This is a genomic window from Frankia sp. CeCAU1 (genome assembly GCF_977971845.1).
The window spans coordinates 6018-23097 of record NZ_CDWWXA010000078.1 but is presented as its reverse complement, the minus strand read 5'-3'; the positions used below and the strand labels follow the sequence as shown (position 1 = coordinate 23097).

At 70.8% G+C, this 17080-nt stretch carries 14 protein-coding genes and 1 pseudogene; 7 read left to right on the top strand and 8 right to left on the bottom strand.

Going from position 1 to position 17080, the window contains the following annotated elements:
- Positions 1-284: 284 nt before the first annotated feature.
- The 5 genes from AC08OO_RS14665 to clpS all read right to left on the bottom strand — a co-directional run bounded on the left by AC08OO_RS14665 (position 285) and on the right by clpS (position 3351).
- Positions 285-1232, bottom strand: coding sequence for a PLP-dependent cysteine synthase family protein (locus tag AC08OO_RS14665; protein WP_476608569.1), 948 nt, complete (start codon positions 1230-1232; stop codon positions 285-287).
- Between the two features lie 22 nt (positions 1233-1254).
- Positions 1255-1629: a MoaD/ThiS family protein gene (locus tag AC08OO_RS14660; RefSeq protein WP_476610368.1), complete on the bottom strand. Its 375-nt coding sequence runs from the start codon at positions 1627-1629 to the stop codon at positions 1255-1257.
- A gap of 240 nt (positions 1630-1869) precedes the next feature.
- Positions 1870-2274 carry a M67 family metallopeptidase gene (locus tag AC08OO_RS14655; protein WP_476608571.1) on the bottom strand — a complete coding sequence of 135 codons (405 nt, stop codon included), beginning with the start codon at positions 2272-2274 and terminating at the stop codon, positions 1870-1872.
- A 52-nt stretch (positions 2275-2326) separates the two neighbouring features.
- Positions 2327-2863: a DUF2017 domain-containing protein gene (locus AC08OO_RS14650; RefSeq protein ID WP_476608572.1), complete on the bottom strand. Its 537-nt coding sequence runs from the start codon at positions 2861-2863 to the stop codon at positions 2327-2329.
- Between the two features lie 197 nt (positions 2864-3060).
- Positions 3061-3351, bottom strand: a complete 291-nt coding sequence (clpS, locus tag AC08OO_RS14645; protein WP_476610369.1) for an ATP-dependent Clp protease adapter ClpS — start codon at positions 3349-3351, stop codon at positions 3061-3063.
- Between the two features lie 258 nt (positions 3352-3609).
- On the opposite strand from clpS, the pseudogene AC08OO_RS14640 reads away from it, so the two are divergent.
- Positions 3610-7404 (top strand): annotated as a pseudogene (locus AC08OO_RS14640) (molybdopterin-dependent oxidoreductase); the annotation flags it as partial.
- Positions 7405-7490: 86 nt separating this feature from the next.
- Here the strand turns inward: AC08OO_RS14640 and AC08OO_RS14635 are convergent.
- The 3 genes from AC08OO_RS14635 to AC08OO_RS14625 form a co-directional block, all read right to left on the bottom strand.
- On the bottom strand, positions 7491-8258 hold the full coding sequence (locus AC08OO_RS14635) for an NUDIX hydrolase (RefSeq protein WP_476610370.1): 768 nt from the start codon (positions 8256-8258) through the stop codon (positions 7491-7493).
- Positions 8259-8383: 125 nt separating this feature from the next.
- Positions 8384-9769 carry a nicotinate phosphoribosyltransferase gene (locus tag AC08OO_RS14630; RefSeq protein ID WP_476610371.1) on the bottom strand — a complete coding sequence of 462 codons (1386 nt, stop codon included), beginning with the start codon at positions 9767-9769 and terminating at the stop codon, positions 8384-8386.
- Between the two features lie 75 nt (positions 9770-9844).
- The gene (locus tag AC08OO_RS14625) at positions 9845-10087 is read right to left on the bottom strand and encodes a hypothetical protein (RefSeq protein ID WP_476610372.1); all 243 of its coding nucleotides are present in this window, start codon (positions 10085-10087) and stop codon (positions 9845-9847) included.
- 119 nt (positions 10088-10206) lie between these two features.
- Here AC08OO_RS14625 and AC08OO_RS14620 point away from each other — a divergent pair, with 119 nt between their 5' ends.
- The 6 genes from AC08OO_RS14620 to AC08OO_RS14595 form a co-directional block, all read left to right on the top strand.
- A complete protein-coding gene (locus AC08OO_RS14620) occupies positions 10207-10401 on the top strand; it encodes a hypothetical protein (RefSeq protein WP_035732600.1) in 195 nt (64 codons plus the stop codon).
- Positions 10402-10570: 169 nt separating this feature from the next.
- Positions 10571-12064 carry a helix-turn-helix domain-containing protein gene (locus AC08OO_RS14615; RefSeq protein WP_011435311.1) on the top strand — a complete coding sequence of 498 codons (1494 nt, stop codon included), beginning with the start codon at positions 10571-10573 and terminating at the stop codon, positions 12062-12064.
- A gap of 8 nt (positions 12065-12072) precedes the next feature.
- On the top strand, positions 12073-13077 hold the full coding sequence (locus AC08OO_RS14610; protein WP_476610373.1) for an NAD-dependent epimerase/dehydratase family protein: 1005 nt from the start codon (positions 12073-12075) through the stop codon (positions 13075-13077).
- Between the two features lie 377 nt (positions 13078-13454).
- A complete protein-coding gene (locus tag AC08OO_RS14605; protein ID WP_476610374.1) occupies positions 13455-13955 on the top strand; it encodes a transporter in 501 nt (166 codons plus the stop codon).
- 120 nt (positions 13956-14075) lie between these two features.
- Positions 14076-16403: an ABC transporter permease gene (locus AC08OO_RS14600; protein ID WP_476610375.1), complete on the top strand. Its 2328-nt coding sequence runs from the start codon at positions 14076-14078 to the stop codon at positions 16401-16403.
- Positions 16400-17080, top strand: a 681-nt coding sequence (locus AC08OO_RS14595) for an ABC transporter ATP-binding protein (RefSeq protein ID WP_476608241.1), incomplete at its 3' end; no start/stop codon positions are given. The genes AC08OO_RS14600 and AC08OO_RS14595, both read left to right, overlap by 4 nt.

Below are 17080 nucleotides of genomic sequence, written 5' to 3'. Positions count from 1 at the left end.
CCCCCGCCACCGACTGAACCGCCGCATTGCGGCGAAGCCGCCGGGGTCCCCGCATCGCGGCGAAGCCGCCAACCACCCCCGACGGCTCCCCCAGGAAGCTCGCCGAAGGCGAGCTGACGGAAACCCCGAACGGCGCCCAAGGCCAGGGGTCCCCGCATCGCGGCGAAGCCGCCAACCACCCCCGACGGCTCCCCCAGGAAGCTCGCCGAAGGCGAGCTGACGGAAACCCCGAACGGCGCCCAAGGCCAGGGGTCCCCGCATCGCGGCGAAGCCGCCATGCGGGGCTAGGCCCACAGCTGCCCTTCCAGGGCGGCTGTGGCTTCTTCGAGGGTGCCGGCGTAGGCGCCGGTGGACAGATACTTCCAGCCACCGTCACAGACGATCAGGACTATATCGGCCGACTTGCCCTCCTTTACCGCCCGCTCGGCCTGCGCAAGCGCCGCGTGCAGGATGGCCCCGGTGGAGATCCCGGCGAAGATGCCCTCCTCCTGCACCAGCTCGCGGGTACGGCGCAGCGCCTCCCGCGGACCGACCGAGTATCGCGAGGTGAGCACCGACGGGTCGTACAGTTCGGGAACGAACCCCTCGTCGATGTTGCGCAGCCCGTACACCAGCTCGCCGTAGCGCGGTTCGGCCGCGACGATCGAGATGTCCGGTACCCGTTCCTTGAGGTAACGACCCGTTCCCATGAGGGTTCCGGTGGTGCCGAGGCCCGCCACGAAGTGCGTGATTTCGGGCAGGTCCTCGAGAATCTCCGGCCCGGTCGTCTCATAGTGCGCCTGGGCGTTCGCCGGATTGCCGTACTGGTAGAGCATCACCCAGTCGGGATTCTCAGCGGCCAGCCGCTTCGCGACGGCGACCGCCTCATTCGATCCGCCGGCGGCGGGCGAGAACCTGATCTCGGCGCCCCACATCTGCAGGAGCTGACGGCGCTCGATCGAGGTGTTCTCCGGCATCACACAGATCAGCCGGTAGCCCCGCTGACGGCAGGCCATGGCCAGCGAGATCCCGGTATTACCGGACGTCGGTTCGAGCACGGTCGCGCCCGGAGTGAGCAGACCGCGCTTCTCGCCGTCGGCGATCATCCACAGCGCCGCCCGGTCCTTGATCGAACCGGTCGGGTTGTCCTGTTCCAGCTTCGCCCACAGCCGGGCATCCGGCGACGGCGACAGTCGCGGAAGCCCGACCAGCGGGGTCCGGCCGACGGAGTCGGCCAGGGAGGAGAAGCGCATGAGTCGGGACCCGTCGCTCGCGTCAGTGCCACCCGGGCGACATGCCAGGCGACAGCACGGCCAGCCCCTCGCTGCCCGGAACTTCGGCACTGCCCGAAAACTCCCCGACGTCGACGGAGCCGCCGGCGACGGCAGGAAGGATGGTGACCTCGTCGCCGTCGCTGAGCTTGGCGTCGAGACCGCCGAGGAAACGAACGTCCTCGTCGTTGACGTAGATGTTGACAAAGCGGTGCAGCTCGGAACCGTTGTCACCGGTCACCAGCCGGCCCCGCAGCCCGGCATACCGGGAGTCGAGATCGAGGAAGAGCGCGGCGACCGTGTCGCCCGTGCCCTCGACCAGCTTCGAACCTCCCGTGTAGGTACGCAGGATCGTCGGCACACGGACCTGGACTGCCATGGTGCTCCTTTCGCGGGTGCCACCGGCCGGGCTCGGCGGTGGCGCCGCCCGGATGGGCGGGGTGTCACGTCAGCGGGTTCTACCTCAGGCGGACAAGCGGACGAGTCGTGGGTGCCAAGGCTCCGCAGTCATCATCTTCCCGGACCGTGTCCACCACCTTCCCGGACCATGTCCCTTCCCGGACCATGTCCGTCGCCGCGTCATCGTCCGTCGCCGCGTCATCTGCAACACCAGGTCGTCTCAGACGATTTCCACCGGCTCCTCGGTGACCACGCCATCGACGATCCGGTAGGACCGGAACTCGGTCGCGTCCGGCTCCCGGGTGGAGGCCAGCACGTAGTGCGCACCCGGCTCGGCCGCAAGGGACACGTCGGTTCTGGACGGGTACGCCTCGGTTGCGGTGTGCGAGTGGTAGATGATGACGGGCTCCTCCTCCCGGTCGTCCATCTCCCGCCACACCTTGAGCTGCTCCATTGGGTCGAAGCGGTAAAAGGTCGGCGAGCGCTCCGCGTTCTCCATCGGGATGAACCGCTCCGGCCGGTCCGACCCCAGGGGGCCGGCGACGATGCCACAGGCCTCGTCGGGATGATCTCGGCGGGCATGGGCGACGATCGCCTCATAGCAGGCACGGTCGATTCGCAGCACGAGCCCACCGTACGACGCCGAAGGGGCGGTTCGGGTCGGCCTTCGCCCGCGACTACCCCAGAGCTCGGGTCAGATCATCGAGCAGCTCGGTCAGGAACGCGTAGACCGCGACGAGCGGGCGGCGGGAATCGTCCGGGTCGAGGTGTTCGAGTTCCGCGGTGGAGTCGTCGTCGGTGAGACCGAGCCGGGTTCCCAGCACCAACCGGAGGTCGTTCAGCGTCGTCAGCCAGTCCTGAGCGGCCTCCTCGTCGAGCAGGAGCGCCCTCCCAGGCGCCGGCACAGCGGACAGCACCCGCCGAGCGGCGTCACGCTTGCGGGCGAGCAGATCGTCCGTCCGGCGGCGGCGGAAGTCCCCGGAAGCCATCGGATCGTCCGGGTAGGGGTCGGGAAGCAGACGAGCGATCGCCGGATCGTCCGGCGGCGGCGGCGCGGTGTCACGCAGCCCCACCAGCGCCTCCAGCGGATCCTCGACCGGCGGTGGTTCGAGCAGGGACTCGATCTGGCCGACGAGCTCGATCAGCAACGCCGCCTCGAGCCGGGCAAGGCGCAGCTCGATCCCGGCACGCGTGCGGCGGAAGCCGTCAGCCACGTCCCTCCGTTCCCCCACTCTCACGCTCCCGGCGACGGTGCGCCCGGGACGACCGCCCCACATGACCGTCTGAACCGTCCGACCACGGACGCAGCCAGCCTACCCAGGGCATGCAGCATGGGCTGCTCCGGGCGGCAGGGCACCGGTGCGACGGAACGAGCCCCGGGTCGGGCACCGGTCTCGGGTCACCGGTCGGGTCAGTCCTGGGCGATCGTGGCCCACAGGCCGTAGGCGTGCAGGCGCTCGGCGTCGGCTTCCATCTCCTCCCTGCTGCCGACCGCCACCGAAGCCCGCCCCTTGTGATGGACGTCGAGCATCAGCTTGGTGGCCTTCGGCTTGCTGTAGCCGAAGAGCTTCTGGAAGACATACGTCACGTATGACATCAGGTTGATCGGGTCGTTCCAGACAATGGTGACCCACGGCCGATCGTCATCGAGGGTCTCGTCGACTTCCTCGACATCGAGAGGCGACACGGTGGCGACAGACACGCTTCCTATTGTTACGCCATTCCCACGACAGTTCTCCTCGACGGGTCGTGTGCCGTGGCCGGCAATCACCTCTCAGCAGGCGGCCCAACGCCGGGGGACGACCGAACGCCGCAGGGTGGCATCGTCGGGGCCGCGGCCGCACATCGGGGGGCCGCACATCGGGGGGCCGGCCAGGATGAGAACCACTTTGCCGCCGCGAAACGGCTCCGACCCGACCGGGACACCCCCCCGCCGCACGCTCGGTGCGTGACCACGACCATGCCGGTGCCGGCCGCGCCCCTTGCCGAGGCTGCGACACACTGCCCGTACTGCGCCCTGCAGTGCGGAATGATGCTGCGCGCCACCCCGGAGAGCGCCACCAAGGAAGGCACCGGAAAAGACGACGGCCCGGAACCCGCAGGCGGAAGGTCCCCGGGGCCGGTTGCCGTACTCGCCCGCGAGTTCCCCACCAACCGGGGCCGGATGTGCCAGAAGGGGTGGACCTCCGCCGAACTGCTGACCGCCGCGGACCGGCTCACCACCCCACTGATGCGGCCACGACGCGACGCCCCCCTCGAGCCGGTGAGCTGGGAACGGGCACTCGACCGCATCACCGAAGGGATCATCCGCCTCCAGCGCGAACACGGCCCGGACGCGGTCGGCGTCTTCGGCGGCGGCGGGTTGACCAACGAGAAGGCCTACGCCCTGGGCAAGTTCGCTCGGGTGGCGCTGCGCAGCTCCGCGATCGACTACAACGGCCGGTTCTGCATGTCGTCGGCGGCCGCCGCGGGCATCCGCTCGTTCGGGCTGGACCGGGGCCTGCCCTTCCCATTGGAGGACATCGCGCACGCCGGGGCCGTCATCATGGTCGGCAGCAACGCGGCCGAGACCATGCCCCCGTTCATGCAGTACCTGACCCGCCAGCGGGAGAACGGCGGGGCGCTCGTGGTCGTCGACCCGCGGCTGACGGCCACCGCCCGCGCCGCGGCCCTACATCTGCAGATCACCCCGGGAACTGACCTGGCCCTGGCCAACGGGCTGGCCTACATCGCCCTAACGGAGGGGTACGCCAACCGCGACTTCCTCGCCGCTCGGACGACGGGCCTCGCCGAGCTTCGAGCAGTACTCGCCTCCTACTGGCCCGAACGGGTGGAGCGCATCACCGGAGTGCCGGTGGCAGACCAGTACGCCGCCGTGGGCCTGCTCGCCCAGGCCGAACGGGCGATGGTGCTCAGCGCCCGCGGTGCCGAACAACACAGCAAGGGCACCGACACCGTCACGGCGCTCATCAACCTCGCCCTCGTACTGGGGCTGCCCGGTACCCCCGGGTCGGGCTACGGCTGTCTCACCGGCCAGGGCAACGGGCAGGGCGGCCGGGAACACGGGCAGAAGGCCGACCAGCTTCCCGGCTATCGAAAGATCATCGATCCGGTGGCCCGGGAGCACATCGGTCGGATCTGGGGCGTCGACCCGACGACCATCCCCGGTCCGGGCCGCAGCGCCTACGAGATGCTGGACGCGCTCGGCACGCCGCAGGGCCCGAGGGCGCTCCTCATCCTCGGCAGCAACATCGCCGTCTCCGCCCCCCGGGCCGGTCGGATCACCTCGCGGCTGGCCGCCTTGGACCTGCTCGTCGTCGCCGACTTCGTGCTCAGCGAGACGGCGGCCATGGCCGACATCGTCCTGCCGACCGCCCAGTGGGCGGAGGAGGAGGGAACGATGACCAACCTGGAGGGTCGGGTACTGCGGCGGGAACGGCTGCGGCCTCCTCCGGCCGGGGTACGCACCGACCTGGAGATCATCGCGGCGCTCGCCGCCCGACTCGGCCACGCCGAGCGCTTCCCCGGCGAACCACGGGCGGTCTTCGACGAGCTGCGCCGGGCCAGCGCCGGGGGGATCGCCGACTACGCGGGCATCAGCTACGAGCGGATCATCGCATCGGACGGGGTGTTCTGGCCCTGCCCGGACGAGACGCACCCGGGCACCCCCCGGATGTTCCTGGACCGCTTCGCCACTCCGGACGGACGGGCCCGGCTCGTGCCGGTCGAGCACCGTCCGGTGGCGGAGGACATCGACCCCGAGTACCCCTACTACCTGACCACCGGGCGGGTGCTGGCTCATTACCAGAGCGGTGCGCAGACCCGCCGGATCAGACCCCTCGTTGACGCCGCGCCGGAACCCTTCGTCGAGATCCATCCCGACCTCGCCGAACGGCTCGGGATCGCTGAGGGGGCGCCGGTGCGGGTCACGAGCCGACGAGGCACCTGCGAGGTGCCGGCGAGGCTGACCGACACCCTCCGATTCGACACCGTCTTCCTGCCCTTCCACTGGGCCGGGGCCGGACGGGCGAACTCCCTGACCAACGATGCGCTCGACCCGACGTCCCGGATGCCCGAGTTCAAGGTGTGCGCGGTCGCGGTCGAGCCGATCGACAACCCGGACGACGACCCGATCGGCCACCCGGGCGACGATCGGCATGCCACCGGGTCCGTTCCCAGCGCGACGGGTCGGGGCTGCCGAACCCGTTCGAGCCATGTTGACGGGCCGCAGCCGACCGAGCGGAAGGCGCCAACGGTGATGACCGCAAGGCCCCGAACCATGATGCACGACGCCGCGCCCGCGTCGGACTCCACAGGGGCCTCCGGGCCGCGCCGCGTAGTCATCGTGGGGCATGGGATGGCGGGCTCCCGGATGATCAGTGAGCTTCGTTCCCGAGATCCCAACCTGATCATCACCGTGTTCGGGGAGGAGCCGCATCCCGCCTACAACCGCATCCTGCTGTCGAACGTCCTGGCAGGAAAGGCGGATCTGGCCGACATCACCCTGGTCGACCATGCGGCGTCCGGCGACAGCGGTGACGACACGCCCCCGTGCGCCCTGGTCGACGTCCGGGCCGGCGTGGTGGCGCACCACATCGACCGTACGCGTCGCACCGTCACGGCCGACGACGGCAGCGTCGTCGCCTACGACGTACTCATCCTCGCCACCGGGAGCCGGGCGTGGCTGCCACCGATCGAGGGACTGACCCGACCGGATGGGACGCTGCTACCCGGAGTGGCGGCGTTCCGCACCCTCGACGACTGCCGGCATATCCTCACCCAGGCCGAACGGGCCACCCGCGCGGTGGTACTCGGCGGCGGCCTACTCGGCCTGGAGGCGGCCCGCGGCCTGGTCCGCCGCGGTCTGGACACGACGGTCCTGCACGCTGCGGGTCACCTGATGAACCGCCAGCTCGACCGGCGGGCCGGACAGGTGCTGGTCCGGACGCTGGCCGGACTCGGGGTGCGGTCCCGGCTCGCGGCCAGGGTCGTCCGGATCCATGGCGACGAGCGGCTCACCGGCGTGGAGCTGGCCGGCGACGAGGTGCTCGACGCCGATCTGCTGGTGGTCTCGACCGGCGTCGTGGCGGTGACCGACCTTGCCGCGGCGGCCGGCCTGCCGGTCGAAGCCGGGATCGTGGTGGACGATCAGATGCGCTCCCCCGCCGATCCGGCCGTGTTCGCGGTCGGTGACTGCGCGCAGCACGAGGGGACGGTGCAGGGGCTGGTGGCGCCGGCATGGGACCAGGTCCGGGTGGTGGCCGACGTTGTCACCGCCGCCGACCCCGCCGCGCGCTACAGCGGCGCCCGACCCGTGACCAGGCTCAAGGCGTCGGGAGTGGATCTCGCCACCATGGGCGAGGTCGACGTGGACGAGTTCGACGAGGACGCCGAGGTGCTGCAGTTCGTCGATGTCACCCGGGGCACCTTCAAGAAGCTGGTGATCCGCGGGGACCGGCTGGTGGGCGCGATCATGCTCGGTGACAACCCGACGGTGGGGACCGTGACGCAGCTGTTCGACCGGCAGGCTCCGGTGCCGGCCGACCGGCGCAGCCTGCTGTTCCCGACCCGGACCGAGGTCACCGTCACCGACAGTCCGGCGACCCTGCCCGACCGGGTCACCATCTGCCGGTGCAACAACGTGACCAAGGGCGGGATCACCCGCTGCTGGTTGGACGGAGCACGTGACCTGCCGGCGATCGTCACCGGTACCCGGGCGACGACCGGATGCGGCACCTGCCGGGACGCCGTCACGGGCATCGTCGAGTGGCTGGCCGCGGCCGACCCGGAGCCGTCGTCCGCGGCAGGCGACAACTGCGCGGCCGGTCCGGAGGAATCTCCTCAGACCGACCGGCGCAGCAGCGGCGGGTGCAGCGCGACCGCCGAGCCACGCCGATACAGCTCGGCGGGCCGACCGCCACCGCGCGGGGAGGTGCGCTGGCCCAGCGGCACGACGAATCCCGGCGTGGACAGCACCTTGCGGCGGAAGTTCGGCGGATCCAACGCGACGCCCCACGCGGCCTCGTAGACGCGGCGCAAGTCGGCCAGGGTGAACTGCTCCTCGCAGAAGGCTGCGGCCAGCGGGGTGTACTCCAACTTGGCCCGGGCCCGCTCCACGCCGTCCCCCACGATCCGCGGATGGTCGAAGGCCAGCGTCGGGCCGTCGGTCGAGTCCAGGTCCTCCACCGGCCACCAGCGGGCCCGCGGTCCATCCCGGCCGGGCTGCGGCTGCGGGAGATTCGGCAGCAGGGCCAGGTAGGCCACGCTGACCACCCGGACACGCGGGTCGCGGTGCGCGCCGCCGTAGGTCCGCAACTGCTCGAGGTGACCGGTCGTCGTGACGCCCGTCTCGGCCGCGAGCTGCCGCAGGGCCGAGGCGTCGAGATCCTCGTCGCGGTCGACGAAACCACCGGGCAGCGCCCAGCATCCGCCGAACGGGGGATCGTCCCGGCGGATGACCAGGACACAGAGCCGACCGGCGCGCAGGGTCAGCAGAACCACGTCCACGCTGACGGCGAGGGCGGGCGGCATGACGGTGACGCTGTCATGCCGCCCGCCCTCGCCGTCCAACGGACCGCGGATCCGGTTCGATGGAGAGGCGGGCGCCACCCCTCCAGTCTGGCCATCCCCGTGCCGGCACACACGGGCCCCTCCTCGGCCTCCCGCCGGAAACGGCACCTCAGCGGGCGACGCCGCCCGACGGCCCGGGACGGCTCAGGGAGGCCCGAGACGGCTCAGGGACGGCCCTCCGCGTGGACGACGGGCAGGCACGGCGGGCCGTAGCCCACCTCCCGAGCGGTGGGGGGAAGGGCCGCGAGGGCCAGACGATGGTGCTCGCGGGCGCGCCGGGTGCCGGCCGGCCCGGTCAGGCCACCGACCGGCTCACCGGCCTTCACCAGCGGACGCAACAGGTCCCGGTCCCGGGCCGGGTCGGGCGGTCGCGGCGACGCGGGGAGCGCGTCCCCGGAGCCAGCGGGATCCACCCCCGGACCGGACGGACCGGACAAGCGATCCGGGGCCGACGGCGAGCCCGGCGGGCTCGGAAAGATGACATCAGCGACGGCCCGGCCGTTGAGGTCATGGCGGCGGACGACCCGCTTGCGCCCCCCACGGGTGCTCTTGCCGACCGACCTCTTCGCCACGGGTTCGCCGTCGACCTCGACCAGCTTGTAGACGAACCCCGCGGTGGGCGCGCCCGCACCGGTGACCAGGCCGGTGCCGACACCGTAGCCGTCTACTGGGGCGTCGCCCAACCGGGCTATGGCGTGCTCGTCCAGATCCCCGGTCGCGATGATCCGTGTTCTGGTCGCGCCGAGGCCGTCAAGCTGCGCGCGGACGGCGCCGGCGACCCGACCCAGGTCCCCGCTGTCGATCCGGACGGCCCCGAGCCCGGTGCCCGCCGTCGCGACGGCGGCGGCGACCCCCGCAGGGACGTCGTACGTGTCGACGAGCAGCGTCGTGCCGACACCGAGGGTGGCGACCTGCGCGGCGAACGCCTCGGCCTCACTTGGATGAACGAGTGTGAAGGCGTGCGCGCTGGTACCGACGCTGGGGACCTCGTACGTCCGGGCGGCCTCCAGGTTCGACGTGGCCGCGAAACCCACGAGGTAGGCCGCGCGGGCGGCGGCCACGGCGGCGGCCTCATGGGTGCGCCGAGATCCCATTTCGAGACAGGGCCGGTCCCCCGCCGCCCCAACCATCCGGGCCCCAGCGGCCGCGATCGCGCTGTCGTGGTTGAGAATGGCGAGCACGAGTGTCTCGAGCAGCACGGTCTCAGCGAAGGTGCCCTCGACGGCGAGCACGGGCGTCTCGGCGAAGAACGGCTCGCCCTCGGCGAAGCCATGGATGTCGCCGCCGAAGTGGTAGTCCGCCAGCCACTGTGCCGTGGCCTCGTCGATGACATCGGCGGCCCGCAGAGCGGCTAGCTCGGGCGGCCCGAACCGGAAGTCCGCCAGCGCATCGAGCAGCCGACCGGTGCCGGCGAACACACCAAAACGGCGACCCGGCGGCAACGATCGGGTGAAGACTTCGAAGACCACACGACGATCCGCCGCGCCGGACCGGAGCGCCGCGCGCAACATGGTCAACTCATAGTGATCGGTCAGGAGTGCCGTCGACATCCGGAACACGGTAGGGACGAGCAGGCTCCGATGCGCGCCGGCCGGCGGTTTGGCGGGCGAGGAAAGGGAGCGAGTTCATCCCGTCGTGGTGCGTTGGCCTGACAGTGGGCGAACGTCGATTCCAACACGGTATGCACTACACGTTCCATCGACCTTCAGTAGCACATGAGAGAGCCTCGACGTGACCACGTTGATCAGGGCGAGGCCGATCAGCGCTAGGACGATCAGCGCTAGGCCGATCGGCGCTAGGACGATCGGCACCAGGCCGATCAGCGCCGGATCGATCAGCGCAACCCCGACCGGCCCGACGGCGAACACGGGGAGGATGACCGTGAGAACGGTCGGTCACCTGCGGTCGCGACCCGAACAGAAACACTCTCCGGGTATCCCCGGGGATCCCCGGGGATCCCCGGGGTCGGCGTGCGATCGTCTTGACCGTGGACCACAGCAATGCCGGGATCTTCCTCGTCACGGTCGGCGGGGCGCTGTTCGCACTGCTGGTGCTCGGCGGCCGGGCGGGCCGGGGCATCGCGCGCGAGGTCTGGAGCCGTATCGGCTTCTTCCGCTGGATACTCCTCCTGATCATCATTGTGATCGTTCTCGACCTCGCGGACGGACTTCCCAACCAATGAACATACATTCGACGGGAACGCCCTCGCATAACACATGGCACCGAGGATGTTGCTGGAAGCCGCAAAATTACACCCACACGAGATGTTCGAATTATGTCACTGCACCCCTAGATGCCCGGCTCGTTATGCTCACTTCGCGTAACACGATTGTCGGACGAGAGGGTTGCGGGTGACCGGTCACACTTGGCTATGGACGCCGCCGCGTTCTACTCCCACCAGCGTTGGTGTGGGCCAACTCCTACGCGCGTACCGGCAGGCCCACGGCCTCACGCAGCAGCAGCTCGCCGACCGTCTGGGCTTCGACCAGTCCTACGTATCCAAGGTGGAGAGCGGCCGGCGGGCTATCCACGACATCTCGACGCTCCGTCACATCGCCCGCAATCTGGCGCTGTCCCCCGAGGACGTCGGCCTGGCCCCGGGATCGATGACGGACCGTCGCCGGGAGACAGCGCCGCGCAGTCCGGCGGCCGAGCAAGCCGCCGCGAGCCAACGCGCGTGGCGGCTCACCCGCGATCACCTCAACCACCATCGGATCAGCCTCGCCCGCGCGGCGGTGCGGCTCTACCCGGAAACCGACCGACTCGGCAGCGGGCTACTGGCCCGACCCGGCTGGGTGTGGGACACCCCGGTGGACATCGACGATGTCACCCTTGGGTGGCACGATAGCGCCGAGGCCCCCACGATCAGGGGGGACGAACCCGAGACGGCCGGTAGCCGGCCCCTGCTCGGTGGAGGCGGTCAGCAGAACCGCTACCAGCGCTACACGCGGGCGATGCGGGACCTCGACCGGCCGACCCTGTTCGAGAACCGGCTCAGTTTTCGCCTACTCGATATCGGCGGTGACGGGACCGCGGGACCGTCAACGGACAACCATCCGTCGCTGAGCTTCGCCCACACGACGTACTTCGACGCCGTCGACGTCTGCGAGACCGTCGCACACGAGACGGCGGCCGCGATGGCCGGCAGCGGACTGTCCTGGCCCGCGCTGCCCTTCCGGGCGCGGATCGGAGATCCGTTCGACTTCACCCGGCGGGCGGCCCTGCCGTCCATCAACACGCTCACGATCCGCCACGATCGCGGCGGCCAGGCGAGCTTCTTCCTGCACCGGCGCAGCGCGGGCTCGGTCGCGACCGCGGGCGGGGTGTACCACGTCATCCCGGCCGGGGTCTTCCAGCCGTCGGGCATCACCCCGTTCCACCATGAGGCCGACTTCGACCTGTGGCGCAACATCATGCGTGAGCTGAGCGAGGAGCTGCTGGGCAACCCGGAGCACGACGGCAGCTCGTCCAGCCCGATCGACTATGACACCGACGAGCCGTTCCGTTCGTTCGAGCAGGCGCGTCGGTCCGGCGCCATGCGGGTGTCGTACTTCGGGATCGGGCTGGACGCGCTCACTCTGTTCGGCGAGATCCTCACCGTCGTCGTGGTGGACGCCGACGCCTTCGACCGGCTTTTCGGCAGCATGGTCCAGACCAATGCCGAGGGATCGGTCGTCACCGCGGGTCCGAACCGGTCGGTGACCGAGGGCATCCCGTTCACCCACTCGGCGCTGCGCCGTCTCGTCGACACCGAGCCCATCGCCCCGTCGGCCGCCGCCTGCCTGGAACTCGCCTGGCGCCACCGGGAGACCCTCCTCGGGATGCGCATGCGGGCCGCATCCTGATCCCGGACATGCGCGTCCTTGTCACCGGCGCGGCCGGCTTCATCGGCGGAGTGGTCACGGACATGCTCGCCACCGCCGGACACCAGGTTACGGCGATGGTCCGCGAGCCGATGACCACGCCGCGGTTCGCCCCCGATGTCGAGGTGGTGGCCGCGGACCTGCTCGATCCCCGCCAGCTGGCCGCGGCGGGGGTCAGCCGGGGATTCGAGGGGGTGTGCCATCTCGCGGCCCTGACCCGGGTGCGGGAGTCGCGGCTGGATCCCGTGCGCTACTTCCAGACGAACCTGACCGGCACCATCAACCTGCTGGCCGCCCTGGAGGAGGGCGCCGAACACACCGGGGTCGCACCCGCGTTCGTCTTCGGATCCACCTGCGCGGTCTACGGCAACGTCGACCTCGCGCGGATCCCGGAGACCTGCCCACCCGACCCGGTGAACCCCTACGGAACCTCCAAGTTCGCCGCCGAGCGGCTGCTGTCCCACCAGGCCGGCACCGGGCTGCTCGGCGCGGTGATCCTACGTTCCTTCAACGTCGCGGGTGCCGTCGCGGGACACATCGACCGCGACGGCAGCCGGATCATCCCGGCGGCGATCGCCGTGGCGAGCGGATGCCGGGACGTGTTCCGGGTCAACGGGGACGGCCTCGCGCTGCGGGAGTACGTCCACGTCGTGGACATGGCGACGGCCTACCTGACGGCGCTGGTCGCCGCGCGCCCCGGGCACTGCGCGGTGTTCAACGTGGGCAGCGGCGTCGGGGTGAGTGTCACCGACGTGCTCGCCGCGGTCGGCCGGGTCGCCGGGCGCCCGGTCCGCCGCGTCCACTGTCCGCCGGTCTCCGAACCGAGGACGCTGATCGGTGACAGCACCCGGATCCGCGCCGATCTCGGCTGGAGCTCTCCGGCGTCGAGCATCGACCGCATCGTCGCCGACGCGTGGCGCTGGGGCCGGGGGCCGGCACCGGCCGGGGCCACCGCCCTGCCGCCACGCCAGCGGATCGCTCCGAGCATCACCTGAGGAGACCCCGCGGGCCCCGCGGCGGCCCGCGGCGCGGCAGGCTGCGGCTGGCATCCCTCCCGGCCCTTCCCCCTGGCCCGACAGTCACCCGCCAGCCAGCATAGATTAGCAGGCTGGTTGCAGGCAGGCATACTTCGCAAGGCCTTCCATCGGCCGGCCTATCCTCGTATACCTAATGCGACGGAGCTTCCCGTGCCGCCTGAGCTCACCGGGAACAGCCGTGGGCCACCCGACGGAGCACCTGTTCATCTCCGCACACTAATCTGACGCCTGTCGTGACCCGGATCATCTCGGGGGCGGGCTCCACGCAGAGGCTCCGCCGCACGACCGCGCCGCCCGCACGACCGACGACGACATGCTCCTTGGGGGAGACGAAAGTGGACGAGCAGACCGCTGGGACCGATAACCCGCGGCCCACATCGCGCCTGGTGGTCGACGTGGTCCGCGCGCTGCGCGGATGGGTGGTGATGGCCGCCGGCGGCGTACTTCTGCTCGGCTGCTACCTGGGTGTCTCCAAGGAGACGGACGTCGCTTTCCAACTACCCTACGTGGTTTCCGGCGGTTTTGGGGGCCTAGCACTCATCCTGGTAGGAAGTGCGCTGCTGGTGGCCGACCGCTTCGACGCCGCTCAGGCCGCCCAGGCCCACACCGCCGGCCAGGTCGACGACCTACACTCACTGATCATCGCGGCGGCCGCTGCGGATGCCGCACCCGAGGCCGGTCAACCGGCCACCCGCCCCCAGGGCGGGTACCAGCAGACAGGCTCGTACCAGCAGACAACGGCCACGCACCAGCAGAACTCGCGCTTCGCTGTGACGGACCCCGGGGGCGGCCAGGCACCCGCCGCGAACGCCGCCACACCCGGCCAGCACGCCTGACAGAGCCTGCGTTTCCAACGATGCCACGGCGCGGAAGGCGAGCAGTTCCGTGATCACATGTGACCCGGCGGACGGCGACGACCGGACGGCTGGCGGCGACCGGCTCCCAGGGAGTGCCCGGTGACCAGCATCGACCTGGGACTGGCGGGGATCTCCCTCGGGGCGATCGCCGCCCTGTCCGGTATCGGCCTGCTGGTCACCTACCGTACCAACGGGGTCCTCAACCTGGCCCAGGGCGGCATCGCCACGCTGGTGGCGTACGTCTTCCGCGAGATGGTGGTCGTGTGGAGGCTGCCGATCTGGCTGGCCGCCATCATCGCGCTCGCCGTGGTGTCCCCCGGGATCGGCCTGCTGCTGGAGCGGTTGGTCTTCCGGCCGCTGGCCCGTCGCCGCGCATCGGCGGCCGAATCCCTGGTCGCCAGCCTCGGCGTGCTGGTCCTCACCCTCGGGATGACGGCGGGCATCTGGGGTCTGGGCTCGCGTAGTGACGCACCCAGCATCTTCCCGAACTCGTCGGTGAAGCTGTTCGGTGACACCCGGATCGGTGTCGACGCGCTGGCCGAGCTCGCGATGGTCGTGGTGTTCTGCGCGGTCATCGGCGTCATCGCCACCCGCACGGTGTTCGGCCGCCAGATCCGCGCGGTCGTCGACGACCGGCAGCTCGCCGAGCTGTCCGGTGTTCCCGCGGACCAGGTCGCCGCGGCCGGCTGGGCGGCGGGGACGACGCTCGCCGGCCTCACCGGCATCCTGCTCGCCCCCCGCTTTCAACTCACCCCGTACGGGCTGACCCTGCTGGTGCTGGAGACCTTTGCGGTGGTGGTGGCGGCCCGGCTGTCGAGCATGCCGGTGGCCGTCCTCACGGCCCTGGGCATCGCCGTCCTGCAGAGCGAACTCAAGCAGTTCACCCTCGACGGTAACGCGGGCCAGATCCTCACCGTCCTGCAGTCGAACCTGTTCATCGTCGCCCTGCTGGTCCTGCTGCTCGCGGTGCCGAAGCTGCGCGAGCTCGGCACCGGCGACTCCGGGACCACTGCCAGCTTCTCCAGCCGCGGCGCACCGCCGTCGGGCCCGGCCAGCCAGACCAAGGCCCGCCGCGACTTCCTGGGCAAGCTCGGCGGTGCCGCACTGCTGCTCGCACCGCTCACCTTCGCCCCGTCCGATCTGCGTTCGGCGTTCATGGTCCCGGCGCTCGCCCTCATCTTCCTGTCGATGGTCATCGTCACCGGCTACAGCGGCCAGCTCTCCCTGGGCTCGGCCGGCTACGCGGGCCTCGGGGCGCTGCTGTCACTCAAGATCGCCAACGGTGATCTGTTCGGACTGCCGAAGCTGCCGGGCGTCGCGTCGATGTTCATCGGCGCCCTGCTCGTCGCCCCGATCGGTCTGATCACCGGCTACCCGGCGATCCGCCGCCGCGGCCTCACCCTGGCGCTGACCACCTTCGCGGTCGGCGCCGTGGTCAGCCGTTTCGTCTTCGAGCAGCCCACCTTCGCGACCGGCCTCTACCTCGACCCGCTGACGTTCTTCGGCTGGGAGCTGCCCGACGAGGCGTTCTATGTCCTTGAACTGGTCTGCCTGGGCCTCGGCCTGTTCTTCGTGGGTAATCTGCATCGCGGTCGGCTCGGTCGGGCGCTACTCGCCGTGCGTGACCATGCGGAGGGTGCGGCGGCGGTCGGGGTTGACGTCCGCAACCTCAAGCTGCTGGCCTTCACCGTCTCCTCCGTCGTCGCCGGGCTGGGTGGTGCGCTGCTGGTGCACAGCAGCTACTCGTTCTCCGCCGACGACTTCGCACCGTTGCAGAGCCTGCTGTGGTTCACCGCCGTGGTCGTCTTCGGCGCCGACAGCGCGGCCGGCGCGATCGTCGCCGCGGCGTTCATCGTCACGATCGACGTACTGGCGCCGGCCGGATCCTCGATCCTCGCCATCGGCATCCTCGCCCTCGCCCTCGGCTGGATGCCCGGCGGCCTGGCCTCGGCCGTCCGGAGTCTGCTGCGGCTGCTCGCCCTCCACCTCGCGGACGGCTTCGTCGATCCCAACCATCGGGCACCGCGTCCGGTGCCGGTGCGCATCTCCGCCGTCGGATACCTGCCAGCGACCACTGGCATCACCGGCGTCACCGGGATCTCCGGGATCTCCGGGATCCCCGGGATCGGCGCGCCCCTGGGGGCCGCCCAGCCCGGGCCATCCGCGAGCTGGCCCCCGGGCCGCTCCTCGCCCGTGCTGCCACCGGGCTCGCCGCGGCCGACCCCGTTCGGGGCCAGCCTGCTGACCCTGGTGCAGGAGTATGCGGCCCGGTCGAGCGGCGCACCGCTGCTGCCCCCCGCGCCCCGCGGCGAGCGCGGCGGCCTGCCCGCCGACGTCTACCCCACCTCACCAGGTCACGTGGGCCACGAGCAGGGGGGGTCGGGACCCGCGGCGGCGACCTCCCTGCGGGACGGAGGTCGGGTATGAGTCGGCACGTGCTACAGGCCGTTGGCCTGGTCCGCCGCTACGGCGGTCTGACCGCGGTCGACCACGTCGACCTCGTCGCCCCCCAGGGCGTGATCACCGGCCTCATCGGCCCGAACGGTGCCGGGAAGTCGACGCTGTTCAGCCTGCTGACCGGGGTCGAGCAGCCCGACGAGGGCAAGGTCCTGCTCGACAAGAGCGACATCACAAAAATGCGGCCGGACATCCGGTCCCGGCGTGGTCTGGTGCAGACCTTCCAGGTTCCCTCGCTCTTCCCCACCCTCACGGTCGCGGACAACCTGCTTGTCGGCGCGGAAAACCGGCATCGGGACTATGCCGGCGGCCTGCTGGGCCTGGCGTCCAAGGGCCGAGGACACGTCAGCCGCCTCGTCGAGGAAACCCTCGACTCCCTCGGCCTGTCCGACCTGCGGGACACCATCGCCGGCACGCTGCCCACCGGTGCCCTGCGGCTGGTCGAGTTCGCGCGGGCGCTGTGCGCCCAGCCGGACATCCTGCTGCTCGACGAGCCCGCCAGCGGCCTGGACAACGACGAGACCGCCAGGTTCTCGCAGCTGCTGCGCCGGACCGCCGACGACGGGGTCGGCATCCTGATCGTCGACCACGACGTCGACCTGGTCTTCTCCGTCGCCGACCAGGTGTACGCCATGGTCGGCGGTCGG

Coding starts and splice junctions, on each gene's coding strand:
- AC08OO_RS14610 (WP_476610373.1), top strand. CDS start 12,073: ATGCGCGTCCTTGTCACCGGCGCGGCCGGCTTCATCGGCGGAGTGGTC.
- AC08OO_RS14660 (WP_476610368.1), bottom strand. CDS start 1,629: ATGGCAGTCCAGGTCCGTGTGCCGACGATCCTGCGTACCTACACGGGA.
- AC08OO_RS14665 (WP_476608569.1), bottom strand. CDS start 1,232: ATGCGCTTCTCCTCCCTGGCCGACTCCGTCGGCCGGACCCCGCTGGTC.
- AC08OO_RS14630 (WP_476610371.1), bottom strand. CDS start 9,769: ATGTCGACGGCACTCCTGACCGATCACTATGAGTTGACCATGTTGCGC.